Here is a 23764-nt window from a genome sequence, read left to right as displayed (position 1 = left end):
TTTCATGTATACCAGTGGCAGTACGCCTTATCTGCCTCCATGATTTCATACGATGGTATGCTTAAAATATTGAATGTATTTGTACAGGCTGTGATTCACTGTCGGATAGCGTCCTGTGATCAGATATCGGAGAAAGTCTGGAAGTGGAAAGGAATTTTCTACATGTATTCCTGTCATAAACAGTTCGCTGCATATCATAGAAAGAGACAAAAAGGTCTGTGGAATTACAAAAGGCTGTTACAAGCGGTGCTGGTCTGTGCTTCTGTCCTGCGGTGACTCTGTTGGCGTGCGGTTGGATTTACAATATATATAGAAAAGCATCATCAGCCTTCAGCGTGTTTTATTTCTTTTGTGCATGATGTTTGCATTTATGGAAATACTTTTGTATGATAGGTATAGAAGGTGACTTTAAAAAATAAAGTAAATACTGGAGGTATTCACTATGAATGAAATAAAAGGCTTTGTGGGAACCTATGCGCCCGCAAAAGGAATCTATTCCTTCCTGTATGATGTGCAGAAGGATGCGTTTGTAAAGACAGATTTGTTTTATCCGGTCAAGGATGCAAAGTATCTGTCATATTATAAAAACAGACTGGCATTTCCCACACAGCTTGCGGATGCCAGACTCTGCGTACTTGCGGATGGCAGGGAGCTGCTTGCAGGCTTGGAAAACAGTACCGCCTGCTATGTCGTGCAGGATGATGCGTGTGTATATACCGTGAATTATCATGACGGTACCTTGATACGCTATCGTTTAAGTGCTGACGGGCTGCAGGAGGAACGCATCGTGCATATTCAGCATGAAGCAGGTGCTCATCAGGCGATTCTGACTGGCGCCACCATTCTGGTTCCCTGCCGGCTGCTGGATCGTGTCTATGTGTATGATCGCACAAGCATGGAGCTGATACGAGCTATTTCCTTTCCAAAGGGGACCGGTATCCGTCACGGTGTATTGGATGATCATGGGAAATTCCTGTATATGATCAGTGAAGACAGCTGTGAAGTATTTGAAATGGATATGGAACAGGGTGGTGTCATCACAAGAAAGCTTTCTCTGCTTGAAGAAGGCGAGCAGGGCGGAGGTGCTGCAATCCGTATCAGCAGCAGTGGCGATACGCTGTATGTCTCTGTACGCGGAATCAATCAGCTGTATGTTATTGATATTGCTCAATGGCGCATCTTGCAGCGTATTTCCAGCGGCGGTGATCATCCGCGTGATATCAATCTGTCCCCGCAGGGTGATTATCTGTTTGCCGCAAATCGCAGCAGCAACAATCTGGTTGCCTTCAAAATTGATTGCATAACCGGAATGCTGGAGGAAACGGCACATACGGATACGATACCGGAGGGTGTCAGCATCGTATTTTACGAATAGGAGGAAAAACGTATGAGAACGAACAATATTGGTATGGTAGGTCTGGCTGTCATGGGCAGAAGTCTTGCATTGAACATGGCAGATCATGGATATAAGGTAGGCGGCTATAACCGCAGCTATGCGGTGACAGAGCATATGCTGGAAACTTGGCCGCATGAAAATTTCACAGGGTACTCCACACTGGAGGAGCTGATCACATCACTGGAAAAGCCGCGTAAGGTCATGCTGATGGTAAAGGCGGGAAAAGCAGTGGATGCCATCATAGAACAGTTGATTCCATTGCTGGAGCAGGGGGATATGATTCTGGATGGCGGGAATTCCTTCTTCGAGGATACCATCCGCAGAGAGGCATATCTGAAAGAACAGGGACTGCATTATTTCGGTGTGGGAATCTCCGGTGGTGAGGATGGTGCGCGTTTTGGACCGAGCATTATGCCCGGTGGAGACAAAGCGGCCTATGAGGAAATCCGAGAGATTCTGGAGGCTGTCGCAGCGCGTGCGGAGGATGGTACGCCCTGCTGTACCTACATTGGAGAAAACGGTGCCGGGCACTATGTGAAAATGGTGCATAACGGTATTGAATATGCGGATATGCAGCTGATTGCGGAGGCTTATCTGCTGTTGAAGCACGTCGGACATTTTGACAATGCACAGCTTGCGCAGATATTCAGCGAGTACCAAAAGGGAGAGCTGAACAGCTTTCTGATTCACATCACCTCCGATATCTTCCGGGAGCAGGACGATAAAGGAAGCAAAGCGCTGGTAGACTGTATAAGGGATGCTGCACAGCAGAAGGGGACAGGACGCTGGACAAGCATCGAAGCCCTGAAGCAGGGGGTGGATGTTTCCATGATCACAGCTGCCGGAAATACCCGTGTTATGTCCAATAATGAAAATAGAAAAGAAGCCGGGAATCAGTATCCGCATATTGAAATTGCAGAGATTTCCAATCCGGATGCATTTCAAGAGGAGGTTCGTCAGGGCTTATATGCAGCAAAGATTATCGCCTATGCACAGGGATTTGACCTGTTGAAGCAGGCAAGTGCTGCCTATGGCTGGGAGCTTCCGTTAGGAAAAATCGCGTCCATCTTCCGTGCCGGCTGTATTATACAGGCAAAATTTTTAAATGATATTACCAGAGCATATGAACAGCAAACGGATTTGTCGCATCTGCTGCTGGATTCCTTTTTCAGGGATCGCATTGTTTCCTATGAAAAGAATTTACGACAGATTGGTGCACAGGCGATATTGAGTGGTATTCCGGTTCCTGCGATGGCCAATGCCATCAGCTATCTGGACTTGTTTCGTGCAAAGCATGTCGGAGCTAATCTGATTCAGGCGCAGCGAGATTATTTCGGAGCGCATACCTTTGAGCGCGTGGATGAGGAAGGCAGCTTTCACCATGAATGGAGGCGGTGGGCATGAAGCAGCTGACCTTTACCATATTCGGAGGAACCGGCGATTTGACCTTTCGTAAGCTGTTGCCTGCGCTGTATAATCTACAGGCGCAAAGCAAGCTGGAAGAGGATTTCTCCATCGTGATCATCGGACGCAGAGACTACGATCATGCAGGCTATTGTGAGGAGGTGGCAGGCTGGATCAAGCAGTTTGCACGTCTTCCATACCGCACAGATGAATTTGAACGCTTTGCCAAGCGGATTCATTATGTACAGATGGATTTTACAGAGCTTAAAAACTATGAGAAGCTGAATGCGTTTTACAAAGAACAGCAGCTGCAAAATCATGTCTTCTATTTTGCTGTGGCACCACGCTTTTTTGCAGTGATAGCAAAAGGTCTGGAGCAGGTGGAAAAAGCCTGCAGAGGCAAGGTCATCATCGAAAAGCCGTTTGGAGAAGATCTGGAATCTGCCAGAGTCCTGAATGAGGATTTGGAACGCTTCTTCACAAAAGAGCGCATTTTCCATATCGATCATTACCTGGGAAAAGAAATGGTGCGTAATATGCAGGCAATTCGCTTTATGAATCCGATTTTTCAGGATGTTTGGAATGCTAACTATATCGAGCATGTGCAGATCAGTGCCATGGAGACGGTCGGTGTGGAAAACCGCGGGGGTTATTACGATCAAAGCGGTGCTTTAAAGGATATGGTGCAGAATCATCTGTTTCAGATTTTAAGTATCACAGCCATGGAACAGCCGTCTTCCTTCTTCGGTGAGGATATGCATCAGAAGCAGCTGGATGTTCTGCATGCGCTTCGACCGGTGGAACAGCTGGATCTGAAGGACAGTGTTGTGCTGGGGCAGTATTTTCAATATCAGAAGGAGGATCGTGTGGCGGATGATTCCATGACGGAAACCTATGCGGCTCTACGTTTGTTTGTGGATAATAAGCGCTGGAAGGATGTGCCGTTTTACATCCGAACAGGAAAGAAGCTGAAGGAGCGTGAAATGGAGGTTGTCATCACCTTTAAGAAAACGAATCCGGATGTGGCTGCCAATGTCCTCTTGATCCGTATTCAGCCTACAGAGGGTGTATACTTTCAGTTCAATATCAAGAAGCCGGGGGACAGTGATGAAATTGTAGTGACCAGTATGGACTTTTGTCAGAGCTGCTCCGATATCAATCGCATCAACACGCCGGAGGCCTATGAGCGTTTGCTGGCAGCTGCTGTACAGGGGGATATCTCCTGGTTCTCACAGTGGGATCAGATTGAAAGCAGCTGGAATTATGTAGAACAGCTGCGACAGCGCTATCGAAAAGAGCAGCTGCCCCTTGCCACCTATATGGCTGGCAGTGTCGGACCAAAGGAAGCGGATGAGCTGCTGCAGCGGCATCAGCATACCTGGTCACATGCCGATGTCTGAGCTGGAAGAATTAAAACGACGCAGTGCACAGCAGGCTGCAGCCTATGTGCACGATCATATGGTGCTGGGATTGGGAACGGGAAGTACCGTTCGCTGGCTGATTGAAGAGCTGGGAAGACAAAAGGATAGACAGCAGCTTCAAATTGTTTCCTCCTCCCTTGTCTCCAAAAAGCGGGCGGAACAGGCAGGCTTATGGGTAGTGGAGCCGGATGTCATCGATCACATTGATCTTGTCATTGATGGTGTTGATCAGATCAATCCACGAAAACAGGTGATCAAGGGTGGCGGCGGTGCCCTTGTGCGTGAAAAGATACTTGCCGAGGAGGCAAAGCAGGTAATCTGGATCATGGATACAAGCAAACGTGTGGAAACGATCGAGGACTATGCACTTCCAGTGGAAATCGTACCGTTTTCCCGCTCCTTCGTGCAGCGAAAGCTAGAGCATTTGGGATATGCTGTGAAGCTGCGTATGCGAAGGGATGGGACATTTCTTACAGATAATCAGAATTATATTCTGGATGTGAGCATCCCTGCAGCCCACACAATTCAGGATGCTCATGAAGAGCTTATGCATATTGCAGGTGTTGTGGAAACCGGATATTTTCACCTCGACGCAATGTGTATTACGGCAGGGATGACAGAGGTTGCCCTATGGTAAGCTGTTAGTACCCCCTGCCTGCTGTTTCTTATTTGCTGCATGCAAGAAGAAACAGCTTTTTTATTATGCGTTGTGCAACCCGACATACAGCTGATCGCTGCTGTTTCTGAGGGCTTTTGGTTTAGAAAATACAATTTCGTGTAGTCCCATATGCGGATTCAGCAGGCGCTGTCCACTGCAGCCCTCATCTGTTTGAAAAGATTGCGCCCGGCACGGCTTTTGCCTGTGCTTGTAAGGTCTGCGGAAATATAGGATGTTATATGTATATATAGCTAAAAAGATATTGACAAAAGTGGTGTACTACTTGTATAATACACTTGAAGAGGTGATACGATGAACGTATTCAGCGATCTAAAGCTCAATAATAAAACAAGCGTTTATCTTCAAATCATCCAGCATGTCAAGCGTAAAATTCTGAATAAAAGCATTATAGCCTATACGCCGCTGCCGTCACGAAGAGAGCTGGCCTCCTTACTGTCCATCAATCCCAACACGGTGCAGAAGTCGTATAAGCTGATGGAGGAGGAAGGAATCCTACGGACAATCAGCAATGTAAAAAGCGTTGTATACGTTGATGAGCAGATCATGGAGCGCCTACAGCAGGAAATGATTCAGGAAACCGTGGATGAATTTATCGCCAACTGCCGGGAATGCGGACTACCGTTTCAAAAGGTGATTGCAATTCTGAGCACACGTTGGGACATCTGATTTTTCGTTTATAAAAAGTGTACTACTTGAGTAATACAGAAAGCGAGGGAACTTAGTATGCTGCATATTGAACATCTTACAAAGGATTACGGAAACGGTCAGGGGGTATTCGATATCTGTCTGGATTGTGAAAAGGGGCAGATCATCGGATTGGTGGGAAGCAACGGAAGTGGAAAGACAACGCTGATAAAAACGATTTTGCAGCTTCTGCCCTATCAGGAGGGCACGATACAGTGGAAGGAACAGATGATCAAGGATATCTTTGCAGATATCGCCTATATCACGGATACACTGAGCTTTCTGCCGGATATGAGTCCGAAGGCATATGGCGTATTTCTGAAGGATTTCTACCCGCATTTCAACAGCAACCGCTATGATCGCATCCTGCAGCACTTTGAAATTGACAGCCGTAAAAAGCTGAAAAAAATGTCTGCCGGTCAAAAGCTGAAGGTGGAAATCGCCGCCGGCTTCTCTCAGGGGGCACATCTGCTGTTGCTGGATGAACCATTTTCCAATCTGGATGTTTTCTCAAAGCAGGATTCAATCAAGATGCTGCTGAGTCTGTTGAACGATGAGGAAACCGTGCTGATATCTTCTCACGATATAGATGACATCGATCAGGTCATCGACCGTGCGGTGGTATTGCGTCGTGGCAGAATTGTACAGGATGTGGTCATGGAGGAACTGCACGAGCAGGGAATCACCTTGAAGGAATGCTTAAACGATATCGAAAAATATGATCCAAATCGCGTGAATCTGCTGTTTGAGGAAGGAAGTGAGTCACATGTTGAACTTCCGGACGCATAGAGAGCAAATTTCCAAGCTGATGTACTATCAGCTTCACCGCACCGGGAAAATTTACGCCTTGTTTGCTGTGACTTTGATTGCACTGCCGCTGATCACGATCATGCTGAAAGATATAAGCTATTTCCAGAGAGGCTATTATAATGAATTTCTTTTAAACCCGACGTGTGCACTTACCTTCCCCGTCCTTGTGCTTTTGTGGCTGCTGTATTCTATATTTGACTTGAAACGGCTGCACTGGAAATACAATGTACAGGACAGAGAGCTGATTCTCCCTGTTTCACGCATGGATTTGATCATTTCAAATGTTTTATTCACCCTGCTGAGTCTGTATGCATTGTACGTATTGCAGAGCATCGTCTATTATGCGGGCTATCAGCTGTATGAAATGAAATCTCCGCAGCATTTGTTACACAACGGATTTTTCCTCTCCATGACGCGGACGCAGTATTATACCGGAATGTTTCTTCCTTTGAGCATCAGCGGGTATCTGACGCAGCTGCTGTACAGTGTTCTGATGTCTTTGTTTGTCGTATGTATCGGAAGATTTGGCTTCCGTAAAAATAAAACGGCGCTGTTCATGATTGTGTTGTATGTGCTGTTTCCGTTTGTGATTTATTTTCTCGGTATGAATATGTCAATGTCGTTAGGTGAGGAGCCGACAGGACTCACGCTGCAGATATTAAAATTTTATGATGTGTTCGTTTATAAGGGCTGGTACCGTTTGTATCTGTGTATACTGGGGGCAGTCATGATTGCAGGTCTGTATCGGAAAACACGAAAATGTGCATGGTAGGCAGGTGATGGATATGAAAAAATATATGGGGTATCTGCCGCTCTGTATGCTGAGTATAATCATTGTCTTTTCTCTTCTGGTCTACAGCAAGCGGAATGATTTTGCTATCGGACTAAGCACGGTGGCAGCACAGGAAAATAAAAGCGTTGGTGATCCAGATACTATCAAGGATTTGAAATACTCCTTTTATATCATGGACGATTATCCGTCAATCAGGAACATAAATGCACTGGAAAACATATGGCGCGTAGATGCGGTTGGGGATACGTTTACAACGACCTATGACCCTGCAGGCTATATGGAGTATGAGAAAAAAAACGCAGAGAAGCAAATGCTGTATATGTATGCACAGGCACGCTATGATGCAAAAACAATGAATACCGGGGCTATGACAAAGGAATGCTCCACCTATGACGATGGGATTCCATTCTGCACATATTCCGGAAAGGTAGATCATCTGACCTATGATATTATCTTCGACAACAGCAGTTACGGATATGGAAATATAGTAAATTTTCCGGAGGTAAGGAAACGTGCGATTTTGCGTTCGGAAAGTGGTAAAAAGGATATCGAAGTCAATTATACCCTGCAGGAAGGCCAGGATGAGGATGACATCTCCATCTATTCTACATATGGCGGAGGGAATGCAGATGATATATATGGAAATCTGAAGGGAAGTGCCCTGCAGACGATCTATGATATTAAAATCAAAGATGATTTCTATGTAAGTGTGCGTGCGCTTGATTTTGATGTGAATCTTGGCAATCTGAAATTTGATAACGATCCAACCGGAATTTACAAGGTTGATGCACAGGGTAAGGTTACGCAAATCGTTCAAAAGGATATAAAAAAGGGCACCCTGATTTCTATGTGTGCAATAAATGATCATCTGGCAGTCGTCGAGGAGGAGGGCGGTAAGCTGTACGGCCGTCTGTATTCCACAGAAGGAAAGCTGCTAGATGAAATTCGGTTGGAAATGGATCTTGATCAAATCAGCAAGGTCATGGTGAGTGAGGATCAGGGGACACTGTTATTTCAGCTTCAATCGTTATACGATACCATGAAGTATACGATTGTAGTATACGATGTAAAGGACGATGCCTTCCAGAAGCTGGATCGCATTGTGATGGATATCCACACGGATACATCCATGTACGGATCCTATAGCTTGTATACCAGTATGCATTATGATCGCGGGAAGCAGATTCTGTATAGTATTCAGCTGAATGATGATAACGGACTGTATGTGAGTGCACAGACAAATAAAAAGGTTCTGTATAACAGCTTTCTGTATGGCGATTACAACGATGATACGTATCTGGCACTGTCGGACGCGACATCAAGTAATTCATATGATAATATCATTTTCTCCTTTCTGAATACACAGAGGCGTAGGCTGAGGGATCTTACTTCTCCGTTGGATGGTGGTGCATGATGAAAAAATATATGGGGTATCTGCCGATTGGCTTGCTCTGTCTCATTGTCCTATTTTCTCAGCTGATTTACACAAGGCGCAATGATTTCCATGTCGCGTTGTCTACGATTGCACAGGAGGGGGAACGTATAGGAGACCCTGAGGCGATTCGGGACTTCGCATATTCCTTTTATATCGCGGACACAAATTTCTCCAGCTCTAGCACCATGAGTCAGAATGCATGGCGTGTGGATGCTGTGGGAGATCAGTTCAAGCTGCGCTTTGATCCAGAGGGATATAAGAACGGACCATATCGGGGGAATGAAACCTCTGATTCATATTTATCTGTGGAAGCTGTTATGCCGTATAATGAAAAAACCATGACGATGGATGATGCGCATGGCAATTGCGACAGCTACGATCAGACTGGAGATTTTGGCTGTACCTATGAGACCAGTCTTGAGCGCCTGTCCTATGATGTGACTATTCAACGTCAGCGTATAGAGGGAAACAAGCTTCGTGCGGTAGGTAAGAAATTTACAAAGCATTATATAGTAAAGTCAAAGGACGGTAAGCCGTCAATCCCTGTTTCCTATCATGCAGAGGAAATCAATGGAGAGCAGAGATTCTTTGTGAATACCGGCTTCAGTATGGGAAATGCGGATGACCGCTATGGGGATTTAAAGGAATACAGTGCAGAGAGTGCTCCTATTGTAAATATAGAGCAGACCTCCTTTACTGCAATCGGTGCCCTGCAGTTTCAAGTGAACTTTGATCAGGTGGAATTTGAAAAGGATCCTACCGGTATTTATCGCGTGGATCCTTACGGAACGATAACCCGCATTGTTACCACAGATGTAAAAAAAGAAACGATCATACGTATGAAAGCTTTTAAAGGAAAGCTTGTTACCATAGTTGAAAAGGGTGGAAAGTTGTATGTCAGAGTGTACAGCACACAGGGAAAGCAGCTCGATGAATTTCAGCTGCCAAAGGAGTTAACGCAAACCAGCAGAATCATGCTGCAGACAGAGGGAAATCACATCCTGATCGTGCAGGAGCCCATCTATGACAGCAACCGTCGTGAGGTGCTGATATATGGTTTGAATAAGGAACGTATTGCGTTGATTGACCACTTGGTGCTGCTGTCGCCGTTCCTTGGAGATATTGAAAGCGAATATCCGGATTCACTGATTCATTACGAGGAGAAAACGGGTGTGCTGTATACGCTTGTACAGGATAATTTTGAATTGTATGTTACTGCACAAAAGAAGGATAAAGCATTATACAGCAGCACCGTGCTGGGAGATTATATGGATGACAGCAGGCTTGATCTTCCTGATACAACACCGCTGAGCGGCAACAGTGCATATGAAAATATTGTAGGCTTCTTATTAAATACACAGAAACGAACCCTGCAAAATCTCAGCATTGTACAGGATGGTGCATCATGAAAAAGTATATGTGCTATATACTGCCTGTTGTCCTGCTGCTGCCGATTGCGGGAGCGCTCGGTGTCTGGTCGCAAAAGAACAATATGCAGATAGGTCTGCGGAAAACGGCTGACGGTGAATTTGATGTGATTGGGGATCCGTCCGCCATCAAAAATCTTTCCTATCAGTTTATGGTGACAGATGATTTGAATGTCTGGCAGGTTACGGGAAAGGGGGATACGCTAAAGGCTGCTTATGCTGCAAGCGATGTGCTGAGGGACCAAACCAATACAGTGGATATTCAAATTTCACCGGTGTTCGATGAGCATATCAAACAGAATTCCATCGAGAATCCCAACTTTGATCAACCAAGCGACATGGAGATCACCTATATGATTGCCGGTGTGGAGGATGTATCCTACCGCCTGTCCCTGTTTGATCCGCTAGCCAATGGAGAAAATAAGCAGAAGGATATAGCGTTTGAGGTACGGTGGAAAAAAGACAAGCTGGGCTCTTTGATTCAATGTGATTATTTTGATAACGACCCCAAAGGCTCTCTTTCCTGCTCTCTGCCCTCTCCTTTAGGTGATGACCTCTATCAGAATGCAAGAGAAACGACAGGTCTGACCTGTTGGTCTGTGGATGAGCATGGATATTTCATAGTATCCCCCTTGCAGTTTCTGTATGATTTTTCACAGGTTACCTTTGATCAAAATCCCGGCGGTATCTATCGATCGGAGAATGGCAAAAGCAGACGTATTGTATCACTGCCGCTGGGAAAACAGGATATTTTGGGAATAGTGAGCACCGAAAAAAACGTAACCGCTCTGGTTATGGAAAAGAAGGAATTGTATCTGTATACCTATGACAGCAGTGGAAAGCAGCTGGATCGCTCAGACCTGCATACTGCACTGCCGGATATCGCAGAGCCTGTACTGCAGCTGGATCAACAGGGTCATATCCTGTTTGGATACATGGATGGATTTGATTATGTTGCACAGGTGTATAAGCAGAAAAACGGAAGGCTGAAACAAATAGACAGCGTCAAGGTGTCCGTTGGTGCAAATAGCAGTGCACCTGTACAGCAGCAATACGATTAGGGTGTCTTGTATTGTATGCAGGAGGGAAGCCAGACAATACGCATACTGGCCGCAAATCATAAAGGGATGTTGTACAGCAGTGAGGTGTATGGCGATTATCAGGAGGATGATCTTTTGGGCTATCTGGATTTAAACAAAGGCCTGAGCTATGAGAACATCATACAGCGCTATTTGTTTGACGGTAAACGATACATCGTAAATATGAAGCTTTTGAGTACAAGGTAGGTGGAGAATATGACGAAGGAATTTGAGAATCTGAATCTGCTTCTGTTTTACCGATGGAAGCGAAGCTATAAATTTTACGGAATCGTATTTGCGTTGTATCTGGCATTCTGTTTGTTTTCCCTGCTGATAAAGGGAGAGCAAATCGGCTGGGTCCGCTATGAGGTATATTTCGGCTCACGGCCGTGTCTGCTTCTGTTTCTGGTTGCCCTTTGCGTGGTGATAGCTTATGGCGTGGCAACACTTTTATACATGCAGCTGCGCTCCAATGCCCTGCATCGCTATCTGATCCTTCCCCAGTCCCGTGTACCGTTTATGGTATCGGAGCTGCTCATGAATATCAGTGCCATCGTTGTACTGCTGTTGCTGCAGTATGCGGTGTATTTTATCGGATATCGCTACTATATGACGCTTGCCCCCTTCTATAACCTGAAAAACGGTTTCTATTTATCCATCGTCAGAAGCGGCATGCTGAAATACCTGTTCCCGTTGACAATCACCCAGCTTCTGATTATCGTAAGCAGTATTGTGACGGTATCCGCTATGAGTGTGTATCTGGGCGTATACTATCAGAAGCTGCAGAGCTATATCCTGTGCATTGCCAATATCGCCATCTTTCTGTTTGTGTGGGGGATGCCGAGTGGAATACAATTCGGGGTACAGCGTGGTATGCAGCTGGCTCTTATGCTGGTGCTGGCTGGTCTGATGGCACTGAGATTTCGCAATTCCATGATTCGCAATCAATATGGAGGTCGATAAGATGAAGCGCTATATGATTCTTTTACCTTCTCTGCTTGCTGTTTTATTGATTGTCTGTGCAGCGCTTTATCTGCATAAGCCAACCTTTGCCTTTACACTGGAAAAAGCAAGCGGAGATATGCAGCAGGTAGAGGGGCTGGAATATACGATGACAGTTGCGGATGCTTCCATGCGCTGGGAGCTGAGCGGAACAGGGAAAGACATCACCTACACGACCTCGTTTCTGAAGGAGGGCGAAGAGCTCTTTATGGAATATGAGACCTTCAAAGACGGCTTTTATCTCTATGTTCCGCGTTTATCACAGGGAAAACAGCTGTCTGATTATCCCCTGGAGATCACCAGAGACATTCAGGATGAGCGTTACGAGGAGCCTGTAAAAGCGGATTTTTACAATATAAAGAAGGTGGATGTCGATCTGCTTGTGAAAACAGATAAGGGATATGCCTGCTTTCCTAGCGGCCTGCAGCAGCAATTTCAAAGCCCCCGCAGCAATGTGGTGTATAACCATAAGGACAACCAGCTATATTTCCAAAGCAGTCCTGAAAAAGCAGGTATGCAGAAGGGCAAGGGTCTGCGCCACCCTTATGTAAACGTAAAGGATAAAACACTGGTTACGCTGTATGATGCCGGGAATGGCAGCAGTGGACAATATCGTGTATTTGAGGTGAAGAAAGCATTGCAAAGTGACGACATGCCGGATATCCAGCAGGCGCGGGAAGCGAGTGAGGTTGCAGTGTTTTTGAGCTTTGATGCACGCGTGCAAACTGTTTCGGATATGATCAGCTATCACGACCGGCTGTACGCAGCGGTTTTGCGTGATAATCAGGGCTGGCTGGAGATATACGATGCCTCCGGCAAGCTTCTGAAGGAGGAAAAGCTGCCAAAGAATACGGTGTTTCACCGATTCGATATACAGGATGGAAAGCTATTGATTCTGACCTCAAGACGGAATCAGAGCTATTTGAAGGTATATGATCAGGACAAGCTGGTGATGGATATAACCTCACCGATATCACTGTCTGACTCCAAATTCAAGCTGCAGGATGAGCGCTTGTATGCCTTGAACCTGAGACTTCCGGAAAACAAAACACAGCATTTTCTGGAAATCAGCGTATTTGATCAATCAAAAATGGTGTTTGACGGCTATGTGAAGGGAGATTATGAGGAGGATGAAAAAGCCTCTGCCTTTTACAAAAAGCTGCGTGATAAAACAAAGCAGACAATTCCTGCTATGCCGGATGTGGCGGTACGGGATGTGTATGCGTATGGCTTCAAGGAATAGATCGTGATCGGCATCACGGTCTTTTTTCTCCCGGAAAGACAGATGAAAAAAATTCTGTGGTAGAAAAAACCATCAGAATACCGTATACTAATAGTAGAACGCATAGAAAGAAGGAACACACATGAGCAATCTGCGCAGAGATTTGATTCTGTGGAGCGATACACTTCAGGATTTTCATCTCCCCCGCTGGGAGGAGCTGCCGAACTTTGATTTATATCTGGATCAGGTGATTACGCTGATTGAAGGGTATTTGCAAAATCTGTTCGATGAAGAAAAGGATACGATTCTGACCTCCGCCATGATCAATAATTATGTTAAGCTGAAGCTGATTCCCAAGGCGGAAAAGAAGCGCTATAACCGGATACATATCGCCTATCTGATTGCTATCACCATACTGAAACAGGTGCTGACGATCAGCGAGGTAAAGGCAGGAATTGAATATCAGGCGGGCATCAATGGTCTGAAGGAAGCCTTTAATCTGTTTTGTGAGGAACAGGAAGCGGCGATCAAGGCAGTGGCAAATCACTTGAAGAATCAGGACAGCACCTTTCTTCTAGAGGGAATCACCGTGCAGAATACGGCAATCAAGATGGCAACGATGTCCTTTGCGGGCAAGCTGGTCGCAGAGAAGATTCTGCATCTGCAAAATTCCTATACCACACACAGATAGACAGCTTCCTGTCTGCCTTTCGATAAGTTGTCAGATGAATGGATGATGGTACACATAAGAAAACAACAAAAAAGGGAAAACCAAGCGATTGTGTCAAAACAACGAAGCTGGATTCCCTTTTTCTAAGCCTATGAGAAAAGCTCCCACATATTTTCAGCACACGTATCAATGATGATTGTGCAGATGGTATGGAGGAGCTGTCCTTGCGGTTTCCACGACAAGGATGCGAATGCTTTGAAACTTACCAAAGGCCGGATCCTCATGCAGTATCTGCTGTATGGCACTCAGGCGCTTGGCTCCATCCACACACTGATAGCCCTTCTTTAGCTTTCGTACGTGGATTGGAAAATTGAGTCCGATGCGTTTCAGACTATCCTTCAGCGCTTCCGTATAGGGGCATTTCTCAAATTGTATTTCCGATAGTGCGGCTGCTTCTATTTTCATTTCATCACCAGAGATATTCTATCATACTTTTAAAAGAATCTGAAGAAATCTTAAACGCATACGCAAAACCTGTGAAATATGTTACAATAGGCAAAGGTGATAGGGATGAAGGATTTTTTTACATTTTATACGGATATCAAAGACATGGCTGTGCCGTTTACGGCATTTAGCCTCTACCATATGCTGTTTCTCGCTCTGGCGATTCTTCTGATTGCAATGCTGTTTTCTCATTATCGGCATCTGGATACCGGCAGACAGCGGCGGATGCAGGTGATGATGGCTGTTTATTTTCTGGTGGAGGAGCTGCTGTATACCACCTGGCTGTTTCTGTTTTGCCACGATCAGGTATGGCATCAGATACTGCCGCTGGAGCTTTGCTCATTGTGCGTTTATATGAATGCATTAACTGTATATCTGAAGAAGGATACACTGCGTTTTTTCAGTGGTGTTGTCGGTCTTTGTGCCGGTCTGATCGCAATGGTATATCCAGCCAATATCAGTGAGCTGTATCCGGTGCTGTCATATCGGACAATCAATTTTTACATACTGCATGCCGCCTTTGTTTTGTTTGCGCTCATACAGCTGCAGGATCGTACATTGCTGCAATACCATTATATGAAAAAGAATTTTCTGATTATCTGCGGCATGTTCACAACAGCGTTTATTATCAATCTGAATCTGCATACACAGTATATGTTTGTCGGTATCCCACCGAAGATCAGCTTCATCGCAAATCTGTATCACATTACGGGAATCATGATGTTTCTGCCTGCTGTGCTGCTGGCGCTGTTTCTCATTCAGTGCGCGGTTGTATTTCTATTGCGCAGAGTTTACCGTGTGAAGCAGGATATGCGAAGAACCGTGTGATAATTCTGTGAATTTCGGTCAAATAAGTTCCAAATTTTACCAGATTGTAATACAATAGGATTGTAAAGTTAAAAGGAGGATATTTGATTATGGCTAAATTTGTATGCAGTGTTTGCGGTTATGTACACGAAGGGGATGCAGCTCCGGAGTTCTGTCCGATCTGTAAGGCTCCCGCTGAAAAATTCACAAAGCAGGAGGGTGAAATGAGCTGGGCAGCAGAGCATGTTGTCGGTGTTGCACAGGGTGCACCGGAAGATATCATGAACGATCTGCGCATGAACTTTGAAGGTGAATGCAGTGAGGTTGGTATGTACCTGGCGATGGCACGTGTGGCTCACCGTGAAGGTTACCCGGAAATCGGAATGTATTATGAAAAAGCAGCATATGAGGAAGCAGAGCATGCAGCGAAGTTTGCAGAGCTTCTGGGTGAAGTGATTACAGATTCCACAAAGAAGAATCTGGAAATGCGTGTAGATGCAGAAAACGGTGCAACTGCAGGTAAATTTGATCTTGCAAAACGTGCAAAGGCATTGAATCTGGACGCAATCCACGATACCGTACATGAAATGGCTCGTGATGAGGCAAGACATGGAAAAGCATTCAAGGGTTTGCTGGATCGTTATTTCAAATAAAATAATCATAGGAACCGGACAGCTGAGACAGCTGTCTTTTTTTGCATGGGGAAAAGCAAACGGATAGCTTTGCGTGCAGGAGTACAGCTCTATGATCAGAAGGAAATGACTTGAAGTATATGAACGTATATAAGAGGCTGTCGGAATTTCATGAACATTTTCTTACAATGTAGGAACGTAAATTGACATTTTCCTGCAGATACGGTATACCTAAGGAAAAGGATGGATGACATGCTGAAACTGAACCATATCACATTGGAAAACATAGAGAAAACACATCGTATTGAGGATGTGTCTTTTCACTTTTCCGATACCGGTTTTATCAGTATGCATGGAGATGATGAGTCGCTGATGCTGCAGCTCGCAAGGCTGATTGCCGGTCTGCTTGTGCCCTGTAGCGGCTCCATCACCTATGGAGAAGACGTCATTGCGCAATTCACCCAGGAAGAGCTGTGCCGTTATCGAAGCGTAAGCATGGCGTCGCTATTCTGCGATTTTCAGCTATTGGAACAGCGCTCTGTGCTTGATAATATCCGCATGTCCTATGATGAGGATGAGCAGGAGCTGGATGAGCTGCTGAAGCAGTGGGGATTATATGGAAAAAAAGAGACCTGGATTGAAGATTTGGACTTTGATGACCATATCCGAATGGTGCTTCTGCGCATATTGCTGCGCCATCCCGGTGTACTCGTTGTTTATCCACCCAGCACTCCGTTTTCCGCAAGGGAATGGGGGAGAATGTATCCGCTGCTGAAAAAGCTGAGCACAAGACTTCTGGTAATTGTCATACAGGATGAAAACAGCTATACATGGAGTGATCGCATCATTGAATTTGAAGATGGCTATGTCATATCCGATTCCTGTGGGCAGGGGAATGCATACCGGCTGCAGCCGGTCCTTGAAGCACCGTTTCAGCTGCAGCCGGTAATGAGAAAACGTATACAGAATCGTCTGCATCATCGGTTTCGTCTGAAATATCTGTTACTGATGCTGCTGATACTGACATCCCTGATTCTTGTATCCACTGCTGTTTTTTCAACGACGCTGGATGTTACAGAAATTGAGATGCTGTATCTGAAGCAAAATGATCTGACCAGCATCGCAGTAGAAAAGCATGCCATTGGAAGCAGTGGAGAAATTTATGAAAAAAAATATGTTCCAATGCAGGATACGGATGTTCAAACACTGAAAGAGGAGCTAAAAGGAGATGTATTTGCCGGCTATGTTCCTGTTGACAGCAATATTGCCATAAAGTCCTCCTATCTGACCTCAGCAGACAGCTATGCAATCATCGAAATGGATACGTCCGAAAGGGCAGGCTTGCATAAAATTTATGGTCACTATCCAGTTAATATCTATGAAACAGCAATTACATATCAGACAGCGCTGGATTTGTTTTCTTCTCAATACGGAGTACAGCCACCGGAATTTTACCTGTATCAGGCCGTAAGCTGGTATGGGTTCCCGTTGACAGTGACCGGCATCATAGCAGACGATCAGCCCAATAGCAATCTTTCCTTGAATATGAGCGGCTACGCCGGAAGCACAACAGGCTCCTCCAGTTTGAACAGCAGTTCCTTATACGTATATCCCGGCTTCCATAAACAGCACAGCAATCAGAAGCAGCAGACCTTTGTTCCTTCCTCCAAGCGGTTTATCGACACGCTGACGCTGCGCTCCTATGAGGTGGGAAATCTGTATCCGATTCCCAGTGCCAATGCATATTATTTCTATGACGGAGAACAGCTGCATCTGGATAACGATGGAAAGAATCAGTCCATGGTTAAGGAGGATGAGGTCCTGCTGGACTTTTCCATGGCGCTGCGTCTGGGATATCGCTCCCGCTATCTGGAGGGGTATCGTGATAATGCAATGCCTTCCTGGGATATGCGGGAGGCTGATTACACCAGCTTTATAAAAAACTGGATTGGTAAAACAATAGAGGTACAGGCATATACCATCGATACGGCACCGGATGACAGTACGCTGATGAAGAAAACTGTGAAAATCAAGGGCTTTCTGTTTCCGATTACCTGGGAGTATAGAGAGGATTATCTGAAGAATGAAGGAAGCATTCTGATGAATAAGGAGGCGATTGCAGACTGCATGCAGCCCAATACCATGATACAAAGTGTTTATTTTCATTCAGAAAAGGAAGCGGATATGCGAAAAGCATTGCAGTATCTGCGACAGCATCCAACCTATTCTGCATTCTTCAGCCGTTCCCGACTGCTGCAGTTTTTCGTAGTCGATTTGAAAAAAATGAGCTTTCTGCTGTTTATCAGCGGTGGTATTGCCATGCTGCTTTCCATCGCTCTGCTGATGCATCTGCTGCAATCGATCATGGAGGATGGCCGAAAGGAAATGAGCATCTATTATATGTTTGGCGAGCGTATGCAGACACTGAAGGAATTTTATGTGCAGCATATTCTTGCACTTGTTCGCAAGCATACGGTCGCAGGCTGTCTGATGGCAACGCTGGTGGTGTCCGTGTTTGTCCTGATGATTTATATGAAGCTGTCGGCAGCAGTTACGATTTTGCTGTCACTGTTTCTGCCACTGCTTGTGTCCGCAGGCTATCTGCTTCTGCTCACCCTTCTTACCCAGCAGCTAGTGAAAAGAACATGCATTGTCGAAGAGCTGTTTTGTGATGAGAAAAACAGAAATATATGATAGAATAATCTGGTATAAGTGAGGAAGATTATGAACGAACAATTTTTAAAACGTATGCGGGAATATCTGCAGGAGGAATATGAGGAATATCTCAAAACGCTGGATGAGGACGCCTATCGCGGACTCCGTGTGAATACGGCAAAGCTGTCTGTCGAGCAATTTCACGAATTACAGGTATGTGCATGCCGCCCATCCTCTATCTGTCCGCAGTCCTTCTACATACCAAAGGATATAAAGGGGCTGGGGAATCATCCTGCTCATCTGGCAGGGCTGTTCTATATGCAGGAGCCAAGTGCAGCCAGTGCGGTTGAGGTTTTGGATGTACAGCGTGATGATTGGGTGCTGGATCTGTGCGCTGCACCCGGTGGAAAAAGCACGCAGATTGCTGCTAAACTGCAGGATACCGGTTTTCTTGTCAGTAATGAAATTGAAAGCAAGCGTGCACAGATTCTGTTATCCAATATGGAGCGCCTCGGATTTTCGCGAGGTATGATTACGAACACCCATCCACAGCAAATCGCAAAGGAAATGAGCGGCTGGTTTGACCGGGTGCTGGTGGATGCACCATGCAGTGGGGAGGGGATGTTTAAAAAGCATTCCAAGGCAATGGATGACTGGAGTGAGGAGCATGTGCAAGCCTGCGCGCAGCGGCAGCTGCATATTCTGGATAGCGCATATACGGCTCTAAAGGAAAATGGAACGCTTGTGTATTCAACCTGTACGTATTCTATGGAGGAAAATGAACAGGTGGTATATACATTTCTGAAGAATTATCCGGATATGGAGCTTGTGAATTGCGATGTTGCTTTTGGACGAAGTGGTCTGTCCTATCTGGATTTGGATAAGGAAAAGCTACGAAGAATTTTTCCTATGGATCAGGGAGAAGGTCATTTTGTGGCGAAATTCAAAAAGCACGGTGTGCAGGCGGAGAGTCGCAAACGAGAAGAAAAGCCGGCTGTGGTTCCGGTGTTTGCTGCACAGTTTTTAAAGCAGTCACTGCAGGAGCAGCCTGCCTTCCTATATGAGCAAAATGGTCGTATATACGCTATGCAGCAGCCTTTTTTGAAACTGAAGGATATCCGTATACTACGACAGGGCTGTCAGGTTGGCGAAATTGTTAAAAATCGTCTGGAGCCACATCAGCATTTCTATGTTTCTAATGCTTACGGCGCTGGCATAACACAGCGTTATACTATGGATGATACGCAATGTCTCAGTTTTCTACAGGGGCAACTGCTGCCGGTAGCGGGGTATAAGGGCTACACACAGATGCTGTGGAGGGGATATGCGCTCGGATTTGCCAAGGGAGATGGCATGGTGCTGAAAAATAAGTATCCTAAGGGACTGCGGGTTCACTAGCATTACTCTTTATTCGATATGGAGAAGGCGCGCATAGCGTCTTTTTTTGCGTCTGAAAGTTGATCAAACCTCTTTTTTAGGGGTATTTTTTGTATCTCTATCATTCTTTAAATGTGATAATATGTAGAAACAAAGGGAAGAACAGTGACAAACAGGTACAAAAAAACGACCATCCTCAGTCGCTGACGTGTTGTCCTACAGTAGCTTACTGTAAGCTCATGTAATAATTTCTACACTCATATTTATAACACCTGCATCACAGTTTGTAAATGCTTTTGTAGAAATTTATGGTGAATTCCGCAATTTTTTGTAGGATTTCCCTTTTTATGGTTTTCAACGTTGATTCCAATACTTTTTGCTTCACACTCTTTTTCAGTGGATTTTCTTTTCCTCTGTCCTTTTGTGTGCGCATGCGGTACTGGAATTTTTTTGTGAAAGGAGTTTTATCTATGTCGAACAAGAAACGTGTTCTCGCATCTCAGGATATCCTGCGCTATGGCCGCAGTGAGGATCCCTTTGATCATATGCCCTCCCTTGAGGAGTGGCTGCTCTATTTCCTCGAGCATTTTGTGAGGCTGAACGCAAAGCCGAACACCTATGCCAGCTTCCGCAGCTATATCTGTAGTCATATCTGTCCTCTGCTCGGCGATTATCCGCTGAACGATATCACAGAATCCATCCTGCAGGCCTATGTGAATATCAAATATGAGAGGGGCAGGCTGGATGGAAGAGGCGGACTGGGTGTCAAAACGCTGAAGGAGCACATCATGGTCCTGAAGCTCTCCTTCAAACGGGCGATCCAGCTGGGCATCGTCTCCTATGATCCCTGCCGCTGTGTGGAATATCCAAGAGAGGTGAAGAAGGAGGTCCGCGTATTGAACGTGCAGGAACAGAAACGACTGACAACGGCCATCACACCGGTATATAAGGAGAATTCTATGGTGCCTGTGCTGGTCGCTATCCATGCGGGACTGCGAATCGGGGAAGTCAGTGCTTTACGTATCGAGGATATCTGCCTGTCCAAACGACAGATTCAGGTGGATGAATCCCTGAATCGCGTGATGATCTATAAGGAAGACGGATCGGTCTGCTGTCCGCTCATCTATCAGAGCACAAAATCCAGCAGAGTGCGTAAGGTGCCGATGAATGAGGAGCTCTATAAGGCTTTGAAGACATATCTGGATACGATGCCGCGGGAGCGTAGAGAGGATCCGAAAGCACCGTTGTTTCATACCCGAAATGGCAACGTCATGGAGCCCAGAAGGATCTCCTACCATATGCACAGGCTGTTGAAAAAGCTGGAAATCCACGACATCCACTTCCACAGTCTGCGGCATACCTTTGCGACGAGAGCACTGGAGGCCGGTATCCCCATCAAATACTGTTCCACTATGCTGGGACATGCTTCCACCGGGATCACCGAAAATCTCTATGCTCATGCGAGTGAGGAACAACTGAGGAAGGAAATAAAAAAACTGGATATCTCATATATTCCAGTCAGTGCAGCGTGCAGGATCGTACAGTAAGCTACTGTAGGCGTAGAGATAGTACCATGAAACGCTAGATTTGACAATATATAAAAAGACAGGATTTGTGGAAATTACTGGGAAGTGCAAAACCTGTCAGGAAGCTGATCTGTGAGCTTAACGGTTCAAGCATTGAAAAAGGAAGAGGGATATGGATGTTTAAAAAATTATTGGCAGTATTGAGTCTGTGTCTGGTGATGAGTGGCTGCGGCGATTCGGATATGCTGTTGACGAAAGAGGATGTTCAGCTGGATCAGATCAGGCTGAAGGAGTTGGAGCGAAAGATCGGGGAGAAGAGCACCTTCATCCTCATGGTCTCCCAGAATTCCTGCAGCGACTGTTCGCTGATGGAACGAACCATCCTCCCTTTTTCCCGTACCCATGAGGACATCGATATCGTAGAGATGAAGCTGGATGAACAGGGAGAGAAGATTTCCGATACCGATCAGGCCTTCCGGGATATCCAGAAGCTCATCCCTGCCTTCAGCGGAAGCACGCCGCAGTTCTTCTATTTCAAGGATGGAGAGATGAAGAAAACAGAGCAGGGTGTGATGAGTGAGCTCGCATGGCAGAATTACATGATCGATTGCGGACTCCTGGAAGGAAAGAAGATCAAAGAGGAAGCGGATACCTATCCACTGACACTGGGAGAGTATCTGCAGGATACGAGCATCACCGTATTGGGGAAGAAGCTGAAAGATGGGGAGAGCTTCTATCTGTATCATGCCAGAGAGGACCGCTACAATGCATCCTTTTCCAAGAAGCTGCGAGCATATAGCGACAAAGAAAAGACGAAGGTGTTCGTATTGAATACCTCCCGGATCGTACAGCCGGAGGGGGACAAAGAGAAGAAGGCGATGGATGAGGGGATGAGCATCATCAATGAAACGATGAGCCTCAGCCTTTCCCCAAGCGTTTACTATATCAGGGATGGTGAAGTCAGAGCAGTATTGAAGGACAATGCAACAGAGAAGGAGATAGCCGCATGGTTTGCGAAGAATCCACAAGGGAATTGAGGAAGAAGCAGGAACAGCTGAAAAGCAGGACGCTCTGGCTACAGGAGATGAAGCAGGCGATCATCAAAAAGACGAGACTGTGCATGCTCATCATGGCAGGGATCTTCTTCCTGCTCATCCTGATCCAAAGCGGACTGTATGTGTGTGTACCGCAGCGATATCAGGGAAGTATCCTGCATATGGTCCAGTGGGGGAAATGGGGACTGCTCGCAGGAGAGGTCATCATCTATGCAGTATTGAAGGACAGTGAGATGGAAGGAGTGTAAGGGAATGAAGAAGAAGATACCGATGGGAAGGCTGGAGAAGCTCGTGATCCTGGTCATGGTGGTCACCCTGGCAGTGAGCATCCTTCCACAGCTGGATATTCAGCAGCTGTTTGCGGAGGATCCTGCGACAGTGACACTGGAATTGAAGGAAGGCAGTACGACACGTCCGTTATCTGTGAGCACCACGGATACAAAAGCAGTGGAAGCCATACTGTTGAAGGATGGTGCGGAGGTGGAACGCAAGATATTGCATACGAATACACCGGCACAGTTCGATATCCTTCAAAACGGGACGTATGTGATCCGAAGCATCGATGTACAGGGAAGCGTGCTGGAGGAGCATGAACAGGTGGTGGAAGGACTGGCAGACCTGTATGTAGAAAAGACAGCGCAGGGAGGACTAACCTTGTATGGTCGAATGGAAAACACAAATCATATATCAGTTACTTTCAAAGAAAAGAAGGAGGCTGTAAAGGTCGAGAAGCAGGAGAACGGCTTGTATCAGGGAAGCTATACGCCGAAGGAGAACGGAAGCTATGTGTTCCAGAGCGAAGCGGCAGATAATGCACCTCTTGGTATGACCGCAACCTATGAAGTGACCGATATAACGGAACAGCCGAAGGAAGAACCGAAGAAAGAAGAACAGCCGCAAGAAGTGAAGGAGATCCACATCACGAATGAACAGGGCCTTAAGGATATCGCCAAAGCACCTGATAAGACGTATATCCTGGACAGTGATATCGCGGTGACCTCTGATTCTATACTGATAGAAAAAGAATTTACAGGAACTCTGGAAGGAAACGGCCATGTAATCAAAGGTTTGAAGCAGCCGTTGTTCACTTCTCTGAAGAAAGCAAATATAAATGATGTAAATCTGAGCAGTATTATCGATACGGATGCAGACACAGCAGCGTTGGCATTGCGTGCAGCTGATACAA

At 45.8% G+C, this 23764-nt stretch carries 23 protein-coding genes; 22 read left to right on the top strand and 1 reads right to left on the bottom strand.

The genetic code is table 11. The features are described 5' to 3' along the window. Positions 1 to 442: 442 nt before the first annotated feature. The 14 genes from NE665_RS17000 (at position 443) to NE665_RS16935 (ending at position 14043) form a co-directional block, all read left to right on the top strand. The gene (locus tag NE665_RS17000; protein WP_117442988.1) at positions 443 to 1375 is read left to right on the top strand and encodes a beta-propeller fold lactonase family protein; all 933 of its coding nucleotides are present in this window, start codon (positions 443 to 445) and stop codon (positions 1373 to 1375) included. Positions 1376 to 1387: 12 nt separating this feature from the next. Continuing rightward, positions 1388 to 2800: an NADP-dependent phosphogluconate dehydrogenase gene (gene gndA / locus NE665_RS16995; RefSeq protein WP_117442989.1), complete on the top strand. Its 1413-nt coding sequence runs from the start codon at positions 1388 to 1390 to the stop codon at positions 2798 to 2800. Next, positions 2797 to 4200, top strand: a complete 1404-nt coding sequence (zwf, locus tag NE665_RS16990) for a glucose-6-phosphate dehydrogenase (protein ID WP_117442990.1) — start codon at positions 2797 to 2799, stop codon at positions 4198 to 4200. Before gndA ends, zwf begins: the two co-directional genes overlap by 4 nt. Then, positions 4187 to 4858, top strand: coding sequence for a ribose-5-phosphate isomerase RpiA (gene rpiA / locus NE665_RS16985; RefSeq protein WP_233104735.1), 672 nt, complete (start codon positions 4187 to 4189; stop codon positions 4856 to 4858). The genes zwf and rpiA overlap by 14 nt, the downstream gene beginning before the upstream one ends. A gap of 333 nt (positions 4859 to 5191) precedes the next feature. Beyond that, a complete protein-coding gene (locus NE665_RS16980; RefSeq protein WP_117442992.1) occupies positions 5192 to 5566 on the top strand; it encodes a GntR family transcriptional regulator in 375 nt (124 codons plus the stop codon). Positions 5567 to 5623: 57 nt separating this feature from the next. Further along, positions 5624 to 6373, top strand: coding sequence for an ABC transporter ATP-binding protein (locus NE665_RS16975; RefSeq protein WP_117442993.1), 750 nt, complete (start codon positions 5624 to 5626; stop codon positions 6371 to 6373). Continuing rightward, positions 6351 to 7166 carry a sugar ABC transporter permease gene (locus tag NE665_RS16970; RefSeq protein ID WP_117442994.1) on the top strand — a complete coding sequence of 272 codons (816 nt, stop codon included), beginning with the start codon at positions 6351 to 6353 and terminating at the stop codon, positions 7164 to 7166. Before NE665_RS16975 ends, NE665_RS16970 begins: the two co-directional genes overlap by 23 nt. Before the next feature lie 13 nt (positions 7167 to 7179). Then, the gene (locus NE665_RS16965; protein ID WP_233104734.1) at positions 7180 to 8601 is read left to right on the top strand and encodes a hypothetical protein; all 1422 of its coding nucleotides are present in this window, start codon (positions 7180 to 7182) and stop codon (positions 8599 to 8601) included. Then, positions 8598 to 10031, top strand: a complete 1434-nt coding sequence (locus NE665_RS16960) for a hypothetical protein (RefSeq protein WP_117442995.1) — start codon at positions 8598 to 8600, stop codon at positions 10029 to 10031. The genes NE665_RS16965 and NE665_RS16960 overlap by 4 nt, the downstream gene beginning before the upstream one ends. Beyond that, the gene (locus tag NE665_RS16955) at positions 10028 to 11110 is read left to right on the top strand and encodes a hypothetical protein (RefSeq protein WP_233104733.1); all 1083 of its coding nucleotides are present in this window, start codon (positions 10028 to 10030) and stop codon (positions 11108 to 11110) included. The genes NE665_RS16960 and NE665_RS16955 overlap by 4 nt, the downstream gene beginning before the upstream one ends. Positions 11111 to 11125: 15 nt before the next feature. Continuing rightward, positions 11126 to 11335, top strand: a complete 210-nt coding sequence (locus NE665_RS16950; RefSeq protein ID WP_233104732.1) for a hypothetical protein — start codon at positions 11126 to 11128, stop codon at positions 11333 to 11335. A 9-nt stretch (positions 11336 to 11344) separates the two neighbouring features. Further along, on the top strand, positions 11345 to 12091 hold the full coding sequence (locus NE665_RS16945; protein WP_117442997.1) for an alpha-mannosyltransferase: 747 nt from the start codon (positions 11345 to 11347) through the stop codon (positions 12089 to 12091). Between the two features lies 1 nt (position 12092). Beyond that, positions 12093 to 13373, top strand: a complete 1281-nt coding sequence (locus tag NE665_RS16940; protein ID WP_117442998.1) for a hypothetical protein — start codon at positions 12093 to 12095, stop codon at positions 13371 to 13373. Between the two features lie 121 nt (positions 13374 to 13494). Beyond that, positions 13495 to 14043, top strand: coding sequence for a DUF1836 domain-containing protein (locus NE665_RS16935; protein ID WP_178760072.1), 549 nt, complete (start codon positions 13495 to 13497; stop codon positions 14041 to 14043). A gap of 165 nt (positions 14044 to 14208) precedes the next feature. Here the strand turns inward: NE665_RS16935 and NE665_RS16930 are convergent, their stop codons facing one another. After that, positions 14209 to 14487, bottom strand: coding sequence for a ParB N-terminal domain-containing protein (locus NE665_RS16930; RefSeq protein ID WP_117443000.1), 279 nt, complete (start codon positions 14485 to 14487; stop codon positions 14209 to 14211). 105 nt (positions 14488 to 14592) lie between these two features. Between NE665_RS16930 and NE665_RS16925 the strand changes: the two genes are divergently transcribed. From NE665_RS16925 to NE665_RS16890, 8 genes are all read left to right on the top strand, one after another. Beyond that, a complete protein-coding gene (locus NE665_RS16925) occupies positions 14593 to 15354 on the top strand; it encodes a YwaF family protein (RefSeq protein ID WP_117443001.1) in 762 nt (253 codons plus the stop codon). 89 nt (positions 15355 to 15443) lie between these two features. Next, complete coding sequence (locus tag NE665_RS16920) at positions 15444 to 15986, top strand: NADH peroxidase (protein ID WP_008817908.1); 543 nt, start codon at positions 15444 to 15446, stop codon at positions 15984 to 15986. 231 nt (positions 15987 to 16217) lie between these two features. After that, positions 16218 to 18659: a hypothetical protein gene (locus NE665_RS16915; RefSeq protein ID WP_233104731.1), complete on the top strand. Its 2442-nt coding sequence runs from the start codon at positions 16218 to 16220 to the stop codon at positions 18657 to 18659. A 30-nt stretch (positions 18660 to 18689) separates the two neighbouring features. Further along, complete coding sequence (locus NE665_RS16910) at positions 18690 to 20018, top strand: RsmF rRNA methyltransferase first C-terminal domain-containing protein (RefSeq protein ID WP_117443003.1); 1329 nt, start codon at positions 18690 to 18692, stop codon at positions 20016 to 20018. A gap of 449 nt (positions 20019 to 20467) precedes the next feature. After that, positions 20468 to 21544, top strand: a complete 1077-nt coding sequence (locus NE665_RS16905) for a site-specific integrase (RefSeq protein WP_256302581.1) — start codon at positions 20468 to 20470, stop codon at positions 21542 to 21544. Positions 21545 to 21699: 155 nt separating this feature from the next. Beyond that, a complete protein-coding gene (locus tag NE665_RS16900) occupies positions 21700 to 22560 on the top strand; it encodes a thioredoxin family protein (protein WP_256302580.1) in 861 nt (286 codons plus the stop codon). After that, on the top strand, positions 22530 to 22826 hold the full coding sequence (locus NE665_RS16895) for a hypothetical protein (RefSeq protein ID WP_238135345.1): 297 nt from the start codon (positions 22530 to 22532) through the stop codon (positions 22824 to 22826). The genes NE665_RS16900 and NE665_RS16895 overlap by 31 nt, the downstream gene beginning before the upstream one ends. 4 nt (positions 22827 to 22830) lie before the next feature. Next, the coding region (locus tag NE665_RS16890; protein WP_256302579.1) for a ZmpA/ZmpB/ZmpC family metallo-endopeptidase-related protein at positions 22831 to 23764 on the top strand (934 nt) is incomplete at its 3' end.

Origin of the sequence: Clostridium sp. DFI.1.208 (genome assembly GCF_024463855.1) — a bacterium.
Classification (GTDB): Bacteria; Bacillota_I; Bacilli_A; order Erysipelotrichales; family Erysipelotrichaceae; genus Clostridium_AQ.
Note: the sequence above shows the minus strand (reverse complement) of the source record. Positions and strands in the feature narration are given on the sequence as shown.